Source organism: Salipiger marinus (assembly GCF_900100085.1).
In the GTDB taxonomy this organism is placed as follows: Bacteria; Pseudomonadota; Alphaproteobacteria; order Rhodobacterales; family Rhodobacteraceae; genus Salipiger; species Salipiger marinus.
The window spans coordinates 132,394-144,966 of sequence record NZ_FNEJ01000008.1 but is presented as its reverse complement, the minus strand read 5'-3'; the positions used below and the strand labels follow the sequence as shown (position 1 = coordinate 144,966).

Annotated in this window: 12 protein-coding genes; 6 read left to right on the top strand and 6 right to left on the bottom strand. The window is 68.0% G+C overall.

Annotated elements, in window-relative coordinates; translation table 11 throughout:
* Positions 1-276 precede the first annotated feature (276 nt).
* Genes ccoG through ccoS form a run of 4 tightly spaced genes read left to right on the top strand, consistent with a single transcriptional unit; the run spans position 277 to position 4,527 of the window.
* The gene (ccoG, locus tag BLR51_RS11030; protein ID WP_089847045.1) at positions 277-1,710 is read left to right on the top strand and encodes a cytochrome c oxidase accessory protein CcoG; all 1,434 of its coding nucleotides are present in this window, start codon (positions 277-279) and stop codon (positions 1,708-1,710) included.
* Complete coding sequence (locus BLR51_RS11025; RefSeq protein WP_089846849.1) at positions 1,710-2,171, top strand: FixH family protein; 462 nt, start codon at positions 1,710-1,712, stop codon at positions 2,169-2,171. The genes ccoG and BLR51_RS11025 overlap by 1 nt, the downstream gene beginning before the upstream one ends.
* 3 nt (positions 2,172-2,174) lie before the next feature.
* On the top strand, positions 2,175-4,361 hold the full coding sequence (locus BLR51_RS11020) for a heavy metal translocating P-type ATPase (protein WP_089846846.1): 2,187 nt from the start codon (positions 2,175-2,177) through the stop codon (positions 4,359-4,361).
* Between the two features lie 4 nt (positions 4,362-4,365).
* Positions 4,366-4,527, top strand: a complete 162-nt coding sequence (gene ccoS / locus BLR51_RS11015; protein WP_089846844.1) for a cbb3-type cytochrome oxidase assembly protein CcoS — start codon at positions 4,366-4,368, stop codon at positions 4,525-4,527.
* 89 nt (positions 4,528-4,616) lie between these two features.
* Here the strand turns inward: ccoS and BLR51_RS11010 are convergent, their stop codons facing one another.
* From BLR51_RS11010 to BLR51_RS11000, 3 genes are read right to left on the bottom strand one after another with little or no spacing between them, the layout of a single operon-like run.
* Positions 4,617-4,931, bottom strand: a complete 315-nt coding sequence (locus BLR51_RS11010) for an EF-hand domain-containing protein (RefSeq protein ID WP_089846842.1) — start codon at positions 4,929-4,931, stop codon at positions 4,617-4,619.
* Between the two features lie 48 nt (positions 4,932-4,979).
* Complete coding sequence (locus tag BLR51_RS11005) at positions 4,980-6,572, bottom strand: GMC family oxidoreductase (RefSeq protein ID WP_089846840.1); 1,593 nt, start codon at positions 6,570-6,572, stop codon at positions 4,980-4,982.
* A gap of 22 nt (positions 6,573-6,594) precedes the next feature.
* On the bottom strand, positions 6,595-7,053 hold the full coding sequence (locus tag BLR51_RS11000; protein WP_089846838.1) for an Lrp/AsnC family transcriptional regulator: 459 nt from the start codon (positions 7,051-7,053) through the stop codon (positions 6,595-6,597).
* A 141-nt stretch (positions 7,054-7,194) separates the two neighbouring features.
* Here BLR51_RS11000 and ald point away from each other — a divergent pair, with 141 nt between their 5' ends.
* A complete protein-coding gene (gene ald / locus BLR51_RS10995; RefSeq protein WP_089846836.1) occupies positions 7,195-8,310 on the top strand; it encodes an alanine dehydrogenase in 1,116 nt (371 codons plus the stop codon).
* 36 nt (positions 8,311-8,346) lie between these two features.
* Here the strand turns inward: ald and BLR51_RS10990 are convergent, their stop codons facing one another.
* Positions 8,347-8,910 (bottom strand): bifunctional transcriptional activator/DNA repair enzyme AdaA, encoded by a 564-nt coding sequence (locus BLR51_RS10990; protein ID WP_089846834.1) that lies wholly within the window; start codon positions 8,908-8,910, stop codon positions 8,347-8,349.
* Positions 8,911-9,036: 126 nt separating this feature from the next.
* Here BLR51_RS10990 and BLR51_RS10985 point away from each other — a divergent pair, with 126 nt between their 5' ends.
* A complete protein-coding gene (locus BLR51_RS10985) occupies positions 9,037-9,936 on the top strand; it encodes a DMT family transporter (RefSeq protein WP_242656713.1) in 900 nt (299 codons plus the stop codon).
* A 65-nt stretch (positions 9,937-10,001) separates the two neighbouring features.
* Here the strand turns inward: BLR51_RS10985 and BLR51_RS10980 are convergent, their stop codons facing one another.
* Positions 10,002-10,736 carry an SDR family oxidoreductase gene (locus tag BLR51_RS10980; RefSeq protein WP_089846830.1) on the bottom strand — a complete coding sequence of 245 codons (735 nt, stop codon included), beginning with the start codon at positions 10,734-10,736 and terminating at the stop codon, positions 10,002-10,004.
* 49 nt (positions 10,737-10,785) lie between these two features.
* Positions 10,786-12,567 carry an IlvD/Edd family dehydratase gene (locus BLR51_RS10975; RefSeq protein WP_089846828.1) on the bottom strand — a complete coding sequence of 594 codons (1,782 nt, stop codon included), beginning with the start codon at positions 12,565-12,567 and terminating at the stop codon, positions 10,786-10,788.
* Positions 12,568-12,573: the final 6 nt, after the last annotated feature.

The following is a 12,573-nucleotide window of genomic DNA, read 5'->3' as shown; positions in this document are numbered from 1 at the left end:
ACCGGCGTCTCTTTGTCTTCAGTGACGTGCCTGACACTTCCAACGAGGGATAGCTGTCAGTATGGCCCACGGCCGGGCGCCTTCAAGCCCGGTCTGCAAATATTTCCGGGAATTTACCTTCCGCGAGCGCCGCGGCGAGACACCCCAAGGCCCGCGACCTGCGGCGAGACGCCGCAAAGCTGAATAGCAGAGTCAGATTTGATGCAGGTCAAGGCCGCGCGCTGCCTGCGGCGCGACAAGTGCCCGGACAGGCAGTTCAGAACCGGAGAGTCTCCCGTGGCCGACACCAATCAAGGCGCCCCCTCGCTCTATGCGGCGCGCGAGCCGATCTTCCCCCGGCGCGTCAGCGGGAAATTCCGCAATCTCAAATGGATCCTGATGCTGGTCCTTCTGGGGATCTACTACATCACCCCGTGGATTCGCTGGGACCGGGGCCCCGCCCTGCCCGATCAGGCGGTGCTGGTCGATCTGGCCCACCGGCGGTTCTTCTTCTTCATGATCGAGATCTGGCCGCATGAATTCTATTTCGTCGCGGGCCTGCTGATCATGGCGGGGCTCGGGCTGTTCCTGTTCACCTCGGCGCTGGGGCGGGTCTGGTGCGGCTATGCCTGCCCGCAGACCGTCTGGACCGACCTTTTCATCCTTGTCGAACGCTGGATCGAAGGCGACCGCAACGCCCGGCTGCGCCTGCACCGGCAGAAACGTTGGGATCTGACCAAGCTGCGGCTGCGGCTGACCAAATGGCTGGCATGGCTGCTGATCGCCTTGGCCACCGGCGGCGCATGGGTGTTCTATTTCACCGATGCCCCCACGCTGCTGTCCGGCCTTGCCACCGGCACGGCGCATCCGGTCGCCTACACCACCATCGCGCTGCTGACCGCCACCACCTTTGTCTTCGGCGGCTTCGCCCGCGAACAGATCTGCATCTATGCCTGCCCGTGGCCGCGCATTCAGGCCGCGATGATGGACGAGGACACGCTGACCGTCGGCTATCGCGACTGGCGCGGCGAACCGCGCGGCAAGCACCGCAAGGCCGAAGGCGCCGGACAGCTGGGCGACTGCATCGACTGCCATGCCTGCGTCAATGTCTGCCCCATGGGGATCGACATCCGCGATGGCCAGCAGCTGGCCTGCATCACCTGCGCGCTCTGCATCGATGCCTGCGATGACGTGATGGACCGCGTCGGCAAGCCGCGCGGCCTGATCGACTATCTTGCCCTGTCGGACGAGGCGTCGGAACGCAGCGGCAAGCCCCCCCGCCCGATCTGGAAACACGTCTTCCGCCCGCGCGTGCTAGTCTATACCGCGCTCTGGGCGCTGGTCGGCGTGGGGTTGCTGGTGGCGCTGCTGCTGCGCCCGGAAATCGAGATGACCGTGGCGCCGGTGCGCAATCCCACCTTCGTGGTGCTGTCGGACGGATCGGTCCGCAACACCTATGACGTGCGCCTGCTCAACAAGCATGGCGAGGACCGGCCCTTCCGGCTGAGCCTTGTGGAGGGCGGCACGCTTGCCCTGACGCTGGAGGGCGCGCCCGCCACCACGGTGACGGTGACCGCCAACCAGACACATCTGCAGCGCGTCTATGTCACCGCCCCGCAGGGCACAGCTCAGGCGCAGGCGGAACGCACCGCCGTGACCCTGCGGGTCGAGGACATGTCGAGCGGCGACATCGCCACCGAAGCCACGGTTTTCAACGGACGGGACAACTGATGACACATCCCCGCAAACTCACCGGCTGGCATGTGCTGGCCATCTTCACCGCCGCCTTCGGCACCATCATCGCGGTGAACCTGACGCTGGCATGGAACGCCATCGCCACCTTCCCCGGGCTGGAGGTGCCCAATTCCTACATCGCCAGCCAGACCTTCGATGCCCGCCGCGCCGCACAGACGGCGCTTGGCTGGACCGCCCATGCCGAGGCGGGCGATGGCCGGGTGATCCTGCGCCTGACCGATGCCACGGGCGCCCCGCTCCACCCCGCTGACCTGCGCGTGACCATTGGCCGGTCCACCAGCGTCCGCGACGACAGCGAACCCGCCTTCCTCTTCGACGGGCGGCAGTTCGTGGCCGATCTCAGCCTTGCCCCCGGCCACTGGAATTTCTGGGTCAAGGCCACCGCCCCCGATGGCACGCCGTTCGAACAGCGGCTGGAAACCTTTGTCAGGAACTGACCGATGACCGCCGCGCTGCATCCGCAGATCTCCGCCTGCCCCGCCTGCATGGCCGCCCCCGCCGCCGAGGCGCTGGCCACACCCCCCGCCCCCAAAGAGGCGCATGTGGTGCTGTCCCTGCCCACGATCCACTGCGCCGCCTGCATGGCGGGCGTCGAATCCGCGCTGCGCCAGCATCCCGGCGTGCGCGCCGCCCGCGTCAACCTGACCCAAAGGCGCGTCGCGATCGAGGCAGAGCCCGGCCTGACCGCCGCCGACCTGATCCCGGTGGTGGAGGCGGCGGGCTATGAGGCGCATGAGCTTGACAGCGCCGCGCTGTCGGCCCGCGCCAGCGACCGCGCCGGGCGTGACCTGCTGATGCGGCTCGCCGTCGCGGGCTTTGCCGCGATGAATGTCATGCTGCTGTCCATCGCGGTCTGGTCCGGCGCCGAAGGCCCGACGCGGGATCTGTTCCACTGGATTTCCGCCGCCATCGTGCTGCCCACCGTGGCCTTTTCCGCCCAGCCCTTCTTCCGCAACGCGGTCTCGGCGCTGCGGGCCGGACGGCTGAACATGGATGTGCCGATCTCGCTGGCCATCCTGCTCGCCATCGTGACCTCGCTCTGGGAAACCTCGCTTTCGGGCGAACATGCCTATTTCGATGCCGCCGTGGCGCTGACCTTCTTCCTGCTCACCGGGCGCTATCTGGATCACCGCACCCGCGCCATCGCCCGCTCCGCCGCCGAGGAACTGACAGCACTGGAGGTGCCCCGCGCCACCCGCCTGACCGAGACGGGCGAGGAACAGGTGGCGACCATGGATCTGCGCATCGGCGACCTGGTGCTGGTCCGCCCCGGTGGCCGCATCCCCGTGGACGGAGAGATCACCCGCGGCCAGTCCGAACTTGACCGCGCCCTGCTCACCGGCGAAACCCTGCCCGCCTATGCCGGACCCGGCACGCGGGTCAGCGCGGGCGAGGTCAACCTGACCGGCCCGCTGACCCTGCGCGCCACTGCCGTGGGCCGCGATACCTCGCTCGCGCGCATGGCCGATCTGGTGGCGGTGGCGGAATCGGGGCGGGCCCGCTACACGCCGCTCGCCGACAAGGCGGCCAAGCTTTACGCCCCCGGCGTGCATATCCTGTCGGCGCTGGCCTTTCTGGGCTGGCTGCTCTGGACCGGTGATGTCCGGCTTGCGCTCAACATCGCGGCCGCCGTGCTCATCATCACCTGCCCCTGCGCGCTAGGGCTGGCCGTGCCCGCCGTGACCACCGCCGCCTCGGGGCGGCTCTTCCGGCAGGGGCTGCTGATCAAGGATGCCACCGCGCTCGAACGTCTGGCCGAGGTGGACACCGTGGTCTTCGACAAGACCGGCACGCTGACCACCGGCATGCCGGAGCCCACCAACACCGCCACCTTCTCCCGCCCGGACCTGGAGGTGGCGCTGGCGCTGGCGCAGGGCTCGGCGCATCCGCTGTCGCGCGCCCTGACTGCGACGCTGCGCGCGGATGGGATCATCCCCGCCACGGTCACCGAAATTGGCGAACTGCCGGGCCATGGCACGACAGGCCGCTGGCAGGGCCAGACCGTCCGGCTGGGCCGCTCCAGCTGGACCGGCGGCACCCCGCTCGCCCAGACCGCCACTTGGCTCGCGCTGGGGGAGGCTCCCGCCCGCGCCTTCACCTTCACCGACAGCCTGCGCGAAGGCGCTGCCGAAACCGTGACCGCCCTGATTGCCAGCGGGCATCGGGTGATCCTGCTCTCGGGCGACAGCGCGCCCGCCGCAGGCAGCATGGCGCGGCGGCTGGGGATCACCGACTGGCAGGCCGACTGCCTGCCGCAGGACAAGGCCGCCCGCATCCAGACCCTGCGCGAACAGGGGGCAAAGGTACTGATGGTGGGCGACGGGCTCAACGACACTGCGGCACTGGCAGGCGCGCATGTGTCGATCTCGCCCGCCTCGGCGCTGGATGCGGCCCGCGTCGCCTCCGACATCGTGCTGCTGGGCCGCTCGCTGGCGCCACTGCCGCAGGCGCTTGCCACCGCGCGCAAGGCGACGCGGCGCATCCGCCAGAACTTCGCCATCGCCACATGGTATAACGTGATCGCGGTGCCGCTGGCCGCCGCCGGGCTCTGCTCGCCGCTGATCGCGGCGCTGGCCATGTCCCTCTCCTCCATCACCGTGTCGCTCAACGCGCTCAGGCTCAGGTAATCCGATGAACGTGCTTGCTTTCCTGATTCCGATCTCGCTGCTGCTCGGTGGGCTTGGCCTCGTTTTCTTCATCTTCACCGTCAGATCGCGGCAATATGACGATCCCGATGGCGACGCGCAGCGCATCCTGTCCGGCCAGTATGACAAGGCCCCGCCGCCGGATTGACAGCCCGGCCCGCCGCTTCATCTTGCCCCTGAACTCCGGGGGTGAATGCGGCAAAGCCGCAGAGGGGGCAGCGCCCCCTCCCTTGCCTTTCAGCCGCGCACGCGCTCGATCAGCGCGCCCGCCGGGCCGCCCGTGCCCAGATCGGTATAGGCGCGCAGCTCGGTCCGGGTCAGCCGCCCGTCGCCATTGGCGTCAAAGCTCATGATCGCCTCCCGCGCGGCAGGGCCAAAGGCCGCGCGAATCTCGGTGGGCTCCAGCACGTTGCTGCGGTTCACATCCATCACCGAAAACAGCTTCACCGGGCCAGTGACCCCGGCGGGCAGCGTGTCTTCATAGACCGTAAAACTGTCGGCAAAGGCCGGGCCCGCACAAAGCAGCAGGGCGCACAGGGGCAGGATTTTCATTCTCTCTCTCCGGTCAGGGCAGCATCAGGCTCAACCCGCGCCAGTCTATCAGGTTCCCGCGCCGGGATGCAGCATCATCTCCGCCGCCTTTTCGGCGATCATGATCGTCGGCGCGTTGGTGTTGCCCGACGGGATGCGCGGCATGACGCTGGCATCCACCACGCGCAGGCCGTCAACGCCACGCAGCCGCAGCGCCCCGTCCAAAGGTGCCGCCGCATCGGTGCCCATGCGCAGCGTGCCCACCGGGTGAAAGATCGTGGTGCCCACCCGGCCCGCCGCCTGATGCAGCTCTGCCTCGGTCTGGAACTCCAGCCCCGGCGCCATCTCCTCGGGGCGGTAGCGCGCCATGGCGGGCTGACCCATGATCCGCCGCACCTGCCGGATCGCATCCGCCGCCACCCGCAGATCCCCCGGCGTCGACAGGTAATTGGGCGCGATCACCGGGGCCGCCCGCGGATCCGCCGAGGCCAGCCGCACCTCGCCCCGGCTTTCCGGGCGCAGATTGCAGACGCTGGCGGTCAGCGCGGGCCAGCGATGCAGCGGCGAGCCGAAGGCATCCAGCGACAGCGGCTGCACATGATATTCCAGATCCGGCGTCTCCAGCCCCTCGCGCGAGCGCGAGAAGGCCCCCAGCTGCGACGGCGCCATCGACATCGGCCCCCGGCGGCGCAGCAGGTAATCCAGCCCGATCAGCCCCTTGCCCCAGAGTGAATTGGCCAGCGTGTTGAGCGTGCGCGCCCCCGTCAGCCGCCACGCGCAGCGCAGCTGCAGATGGTCCTGCAGGTTCTGGCCCACACCCGGCATGTCCTCAACCACCGCGATGCCCTGCGCGCGCAGATGCTCGGCGGGCCCGATGCCCGACAGCATCAGCAGATGCGGCGACTTGATCGCCCCCGCCGACAGGATCACCTCCGCCTCTGCCCGCACCTGATGGGTGACGCCATCCTGCAGGTATTCCACGCCCACCACGCGCCGCCCCTCCAGCAGCAGGCGGGTGGCTTCGGCGTTCACCTCGACCTTGAGCCGGTCGCTGCGGGTGCTGCGCAGGAACGCCTTGGCGGTGTTCAGCCGCCAGCCGTTGCGCTGGTTCACCCGGAAATAGCCGACGCCCTCGTTGTCGCCGGTGTTGAAATCGCGGGTCTTGGGCAGACCCTCCTGATGGGCGGCCTCGCGCCAGTCATCCAGCACCTGCCAGCGCAGGCGCTGGTTCTCCACCCGCCACTCGCCGCCCGCGCCGTGAAACTCGCTCTCGCCCTCGACAAAATCCTCGGAGCGGCGGAACAGCGGCAGCACGTCCTCCCAGCCCCAGCCGGTCAGGCCCATCTGCCGCCAGCCGTCATAATCCGCCGCCTGCCCGCGCAGATAGAGCATGCCGTTGATCGACGAACAGCCGCCCAGCACCTTGCCGCGCGGATAGAGCAGCGACCGCCCGCCCAGACCCGGCTCTGGCGCGGTGCGGAAACACCAGTCGGTGCGCGGGTTGTTGATGCAGTAAAGATAGCCCATGGGGATATGGATCCACGGATAGCTGTCGCGCCCGCCCGCCTCCAGCAGCAGCACCCGGCGCCCGCCTTCGGCCAGCCGCTTGGCCAGCACGCAGCCCGCGCTGCCCGCGCCGACGATGATGTGATCCCAGCTCATGTCCCCTCCTCCCGTGATGCGCTCAGACCGGCAGCGCCGTGGTCTTGAACACCGTGCGCAGCGCAAAGCTTGACTGCATCTGCGCCACCCCCGGCAGCCGGGTCAGATGCTGCCGGTGGATGCGGGCAAAATCCTCGGTATCCTCGGCCACCACCTTGAGGATGTAATCCGCCGTGCCCGCCATCAGGTGACATTCCAGCACGTCCGGCACCCGCGACACTGCCTTTTCAAAGGCGTCCAGCACCTCGTCCGCCTGCGCGCTCAGCGTGATTTCCACAAAGACCGTGGTGGGCAGGTTCAGCTTGCGCGCATCCAGCAGCGCGACATAATCGCGGATATAGCCTTCGCTTTCCAGCCGCTGCACCCGGCGGTGACAGGCCGAGGCCGACAGGTTCACCTTGTCCGAAAGTTCGGCATTGGACATGCGCCCGCTCCGTTGCAGCGCGCGCAGGATGCGCAGGTCGGTTTCATCCAGCGTCATTGACAGCTTCTTTCGTTCAAGGGACGGTCCATCGAAGATCCTTCGAGGAACCTCGCGCCCTACGCAGCAAATCCGCAAGGAAATTGCAAGCCACGCGGCGCATCCTGACAGGCACAACAGCCCCACGGGAGGAGAAACACCATGAAGATCGGATGTCCGGCAGAAATCAAGCCGCAGGAATACCGCGTCGGCCTGACGCCCCATGCCGCGCGCGAGGTGGTGGCCCATGGCCATCAGGTGCTCGTGCAGGCGGGCGCCGGGCTTGGCGCGGGATTCACTGATGAAGATTACACCGCCGCAGGCGCGCAGATCGCCGACAGCGCCGCGCAGATCTGGGCCGAGGCCGAACTGATTGTCAAGGTCAAGGAACCGCAGGCGCCAGAGCGCGCGCAGCTGTCCGAAGGCCAGCTGCTGTTCACCTATCTGCACCTTGCCCCCGATCCCGACCAGACCCGCGATCTGCTCGCCTCCGGCGCCACCTGCATCGCCTATGAGACGGTGACCGATGCCCGGGGCGGGCTGCCGCTGCTGGCGCCCATGTCCGAGGTGGCGGGGCGGCTTGCGCCGCAGATGGGGGCTTGGGCGCTGCAGAAGGCCAATGGCGGACGCGGCGTGCTGATGGGCGGCGTGCCCGGCGTCGGGCCCGCGCAGGTCGTGGTGCTGGGCGGCGGCGTGGTCGGCACCCATGCGGCGCGCATCGCCGCCGGAATGGGCGCGGATGTGACCGTGCTCGACCGGTCGCTGCCCCGGCTGCGGCAGCTTGACGAGGCCTTCGGCAGCCTGTTCAAGACCCGCTATTCCACCGAAGGCAGCACCACAGAGCTGGTGTCGGGCGCGGATATGGTGATTGGCGCGGTGCTGATCCCCGGCGCCGCCGCCCCCAAACTGGTGACCCGCGACGGGCTGCGCGACATGAAGCCGGGCGCGGTTCTGGTCGATGTGGCCATCGATCAGGGCGGCTGTTTCGAGACTTCGCGCGCCACCACCCATGACGATCCGGTCTATACCGTCGACGGCATCCAGCATTACTGCGTGGCCAACATGCCGGGCGCCGTGCCACGCAGTTCGACCCTTGCGCTTGGCAATGCCACCCTGCCCTTCCTGCTGGCCCTTGCCGACAAGGGCTGGCGCACCGCCTGCGCCGAGGATCCGCATCTGCGCGGGGGGCTGAACGTGCATGCGGGGCAGCTGACCAATGGCGCCGTGGCTGCGGCCCTGTCGCTGCCCGCGATCACGCCCGAGGAGGCGCTGGCCTGAGGCCAAGGCCCCGCGGCGACGCGGGGCCACCGCCCGTCACGGCGTCTTCGGACGGCGCAGCTGCGAGGGGCTGCGGCCATAAAGCCGCAGGAAGGCGGCGTTGAAGCTGCGGACGCTGCCGAACCCGGACTGAAAGGCGATGTCGGTCAGCGGCAGATCGGTGGCGTCCAGCAGGCGCTTGGCCCGCCCGATGCGCAGCGTCAGGGCGGTCTGGACCGGCGACGCCCCGACATGCCGCAGGAACAGCCGCGACAGATGGCGGCTGCCGATCCCGAGCCGCAGCGCCAGCGCCTCGACCGACCCGTGGTCCAGCGCCCCCTCTTCGATCATCTTCAGCGCCCGTTCCACGGTGCTGCGCGTGCCCTTCCACGCCGGGCAGAACGGCGCGGTTTCCGGGCGGCAGCGCAGGCAGGGCCGATAGCCTGCGCGCTCGGCGGCGGCGGCGCTGGGAAAATAGCTGACATTCCGGGTCAGCGGCGGCTTTACCGGACAGACCGGACGGCAGTAGATGCCGGTGGTCCGGACGGCGGTGAAGAACACCCCGTCATAGGTCGGATCGCGCCGCAGCCGGGCCTCGTTGCAGGTGTCGAAATCAAGCATGGGTGCAGGTTACGCCCGCTCCGCCGCGCTGACGAGCCATGCCGGAGGATGAGGTCCGAAAACGGCCAGACCACAGGCGGCAGAGCGGGTAAGCCCTGCGCAACGACACGGACGGGGACAGACAGGATGCGGATGGGACTACGGGACTGGGGGCTGCTGCTGCTGCTGTCCTTTCTCTGGGGGGGTGCGTTCTTTTTCGCCGCCGTTGCGGTGACGGAACTGCCGCCGCTGACGGTGGTGCTGGCCCGGACCGGGCTTGCGGCACTGGCGCTGGTGGGGGTGCTGCGGCTTGGCGGCGAGCGCTGGCCGTTCCGGGGCCGGACCATCCCCATCTTTCTGATCATGGGGCTGCTGAACAACCTCCTGCCCTTCAGCCTGCTGTTCTGGGCGCAGACGGTGATTCCCAGCGGTCTTGCCTCGATCCTGAACGCGACCACACCGATCTTTGCCATTCTCGCCGCGCATCTGCTGCTGGCCGACGAACGGATGGCCGCGAACAAGGCGGCGGGCATCGGCTTCGGCTTTGCCGGGGTCGTGGTGCTGATGGGCGGCGGGCTGCTGGACGGCACGGGCTTTGCACTGGCCGGGATGCTGGCCTGCCTTGGGGCGGCGCTGTCCTACGGGCTTGCCGCCACCTATGGCCGCAGGTTCCGGACCATGGGGCTGAGTGCGGCGCAGGTGGCGCTTGGCCAGCTTGTCGCGACAACGCTGATGATGGCGCCGGTGGCGGCGCTGGTTGACCGGCCATGGACCCTGCCCGCCCCCAGCCTTGCCGTGGTGCTGGCGGTGGCGGCGCTGGCCTTCGTGTCCACAGCACTGGCTTATGTGATCTTCTTCAGGCTCTTAGCCTCGGCGGGGGCGGTCAACACGGCCCTTGTCACCCTGCTGATCCCGGCCAGCGCCATCCTGCTGGGGGCGCTGTTCTTGGGCGAAACTCTGGCGGGGCGACACTATGCCGGGCTGGCGCTGATCGGTGCGGGGCTTCTGGCCATTGACGGGCGGGTTCTGGCCCGGCTCCGGCGGTAGCACGCCAGACAGGCCAACGCCCCCGCAGCCGCTGCGGGGGCGTCAGACCTTGCCGGAAACCGGGGTCAGCCGCGACCGATATAGGGCATGGCGCTGGCCATCACGGTGACGAACTGCACATTCGCCTCCAGCGGCAGCGAGGCCATGTGCATGACGGTGCTGGCCACGTGATCCGCGTCCATCACCGGCTCCACCGCGATGGAGCCATCGGCCTGCGGCACGCCTTGGGTCATCTTCACCGCCATGTCGGTCAGGGCGTTGCCGATGTCGATCTGGCCGCAGGCGATGTTGAAGGCGCGCCCGTCCAGCGACAGCGACCGGGTCAGGCCGGTGACCGCGTGTTTCGACGTGGTATAGGGGGCCGAGCCCCAGCGCGGCACCTGTGCCGACACCGAGCCGTTGTTGATGATGCGGCCGCCCTGCGGATCCTGACGGCGCATCGCGCCAAAGGCGGCGCGGGCACACAGGAACATGCCGGTGATGTTGATGGAACAGAGGTTCAGCCAGTCCTCCGCCGGCACCTCGTCGATCATGCCCGCCTTGACGTTGACGCCCGCATTGTTGAAGAGCGCGTCAATCCGGCCCCATGCCTGCATCGCCTGATCGAAGCCCGCCTCGACCGCTGCCGGATCGGAAACGTCAAAGGGCAGGATCAGCGCGTTGTCATGGCCTTCTGCGGTCTCGGCCAGCGGCGCCTCGCGGCGGCCCACCAGACCGACCTTCCAGCCCTCGGCCAGAAACCGGCGGGCGGTCAGGCGACCGATGCCGCTGCCCGCGCCCGTGATGATGATGGTTTTCATTCAATCCTCCCAAAGGGTTGCGGGCTGGACCAGCCAGCCCGCATCACGTTCAGTGGTTGTCGCGCGGCAGCACGCGGGCGACTTTCTGATAGGCGGTCGCCAGTTCCAGACAGCCGCCATCCGACAGCTGGCCCACATGCTTGCGATAGATCTCCTGCCACGGCGTCTGGTTGACGATCTCGGGCGGGGTCCATGCGTCCTTGCGGGCCTGCCATTCGGCATCATCCACCAGCGCGTTCATGGTGCTGGCGTTCAGATCCAGCCGCACGGTGTCGCCGGTTTTCAGATAGGCGAGACCACCGCCCACCACCGCCTCGGGCGAGGCGTTGAGGATCGACGGGCTTTCCGAAGTGCCCGACTGCCGCCCGTCGCCCACGGTGGGCATGTGGTTGATGCCCTGACGGATCAGCGCATCTGGCGGCTGCATGTTCACCACCTCGGCGGAGCCGGGATAGCCCACGCAGCCGACATTGCGGATGAACAGGATGCAGTGCTCGTCGATCTCCAGCGACGGGTCGTTGATCCGGTCGTGGTAATCCTCCGGCCCCTCGAAGACGATGGCGCGGGCTTCAAGGACGCCCTCCTGCCCCGGCTGCGACAGGAAGCGTTCCTGAAAGTCCTTGGAGATCACGCTGGTCTTCATCAGCGCGGAATCGAACAGGTTGCCCGACAGCACCTTGAACCCGGAATTGAGCCGCATCGGCGCATCATAGGTCTTGATGACATCGGTGTCTTCGCTGTCCAGACCACGGATGTTCTCGCCCATGGTCTTGCCGGTGGCGGTCATCGCCCCCTCATGGATGCGGCCCGCCTTGCGCAGCTCTTCCATCACCGCAGGCACGCCGCCCGCCCGATAGAAGGATTCGCCCAGATATTCGCCCGCAGGCTGCATGTTGACCAGCAGCGGCACGTCAAAGCCCACCGTCTCCCAGTCCTTCACGTTCAGCTCTACCCCGGCATGGCGCGCCACGGCCTGAAGATGCGGCGGGGCGTTGGTGGAGCCGCCGATGGCCGCGTTCACCACGATGGCGTTTTCGAACGCTTCGCGGGTCAGGATGTCGGAGGGTTTCAGATCCTCTAGCACCATGTCCACGATGCGCTTGCCGGTGTGATAGGCCATCGACATCCGCTCGCGGAACGGCGCCGGAATGGCGGAGTTGCCGGTCAGCGACATGCCAAGCGCCTCGGCCATGGCGTTCATCGTGGACGCGGTGCCCATGGTGTTGCAATGGCCCAGCGACGGCGCCGAGGAACAGACCCGGCTCATGAATTCTTCGTAGTCGATCTTGCCTTCGGACAGCAGGCGGCGCGATTCCCACACGATGGTGCCGGATCCGGCGCGCTTGCCCTTCCACCAGCCGTCCAGCATCGGACCGCCGTTCAGCGCGATGGCGGGAATGTCCACCGTGGCGGCCCCCATCAGCATGGCAGGCGTGGTCTTGTCACAGCCGGTGGTCAGCACGACACCGTCGATCGGATAGCCGTGCAGCACCTCCACAAGGCTCAGATAGGCAAGGTTGCGGTCCAGCGCTGCGGTGGGGCGCTTGCCGGTTTCCTGAATCGGGTGCACCGGAAATTCCATGGGAATCCCGCCCGCCTCGCGGATGCCCGCCTTGATCCGGTCCATGAGAAAGACGTGGATCTTGTTGCAGGGCGCGATGTCGGAGCCAGTATTGGCGATGCCGATGATCGGCTTTACTCCCTGCAGTTCGTCGCGGATGTATTCCTGATTCTGGTAGCGCTCGACATAGAGCGCGGTCATCCCCGGATTGTTGGGGTTGTCGAACCACTCCTGAGAGCGGAACCGCTTGTTGGCGCGTGTATCGGACACGATTGG

Excerpts from the sequence above, each read along its gene's own strand:
- ald (WP_089846836.1), top strand. The coding sequence starts at position 7,195 with ATGAAGATCGGATGTCCGGCAGAAATCAAGCCGCAGGAATACCGCGTC.
- BLR51_RS11000 (WP_089846838.1), bottom strand. The coding sequence starts at position 7,053 with ATGACGCTGGATGAAACCGACCTGCGCATCCTGCGCGCGCTGCAACGG.
- BLR51_RS11005 (WP_089846840.1), bottom strand. The coding sequence starts at position 6,572 with ATGAGCTGGGATCACATCATCGTCGGCGCGGGCAGCGCGGGCTGCGTG.
- BLR51_RS11025 (WP_089846849.1), top strand. The coding sequence starts at position 1,710 with ATGACACATCCCCGCAAACTCACCGGCTGGCATGTGCTGGCCATCTTC.
- BLR51_RS10985 (WP_242656713.1), top strand. The coding sequence starts at position 9,037 with ATGCGGATGGGACTACGGGACTGGGGGCTGCTGCTGCTGCTGTCCTTT.
- BLR51_RS10990 (WP_089846834.1), bottom strand. The coding sequence starts at position 8,910 with ATGCTTGATTTCGACACCTGCAACGAGGCCCGGCTGCGGCGCGATCCG.
- BLR51_RS11010 (WP_089846842.1), bottom strand. The coding sequence starts at position 4,931 with ATGAAAATCCTGCCCCTGTGCGCCCTGCTGCTTTGTGCGGGCCCGGCC.
- BLR51_RS10980 (WP_089846830.1), bottom strand. The coding sequence starts at position 10,736 with ATGAAAACCATCATCATCACGGGCGCGGGCAGCGGCATCGGTCGCCTG.
- BLR51_RS11020 (WP_089846846.1), top strand. The coding sequence starts at position 2,175 with ATGACCGCCGCGCTGCATCCGCAGATCTCCGCCTGCCCCGCCTGCATG.
- ccoS (WP_089846844.1), top strand. The coding sequence starts at position 4,366 with ATGAACGTGCTTGCTTTCCTGATTCCGATCTCGCTGCTGCTCGGTGGG.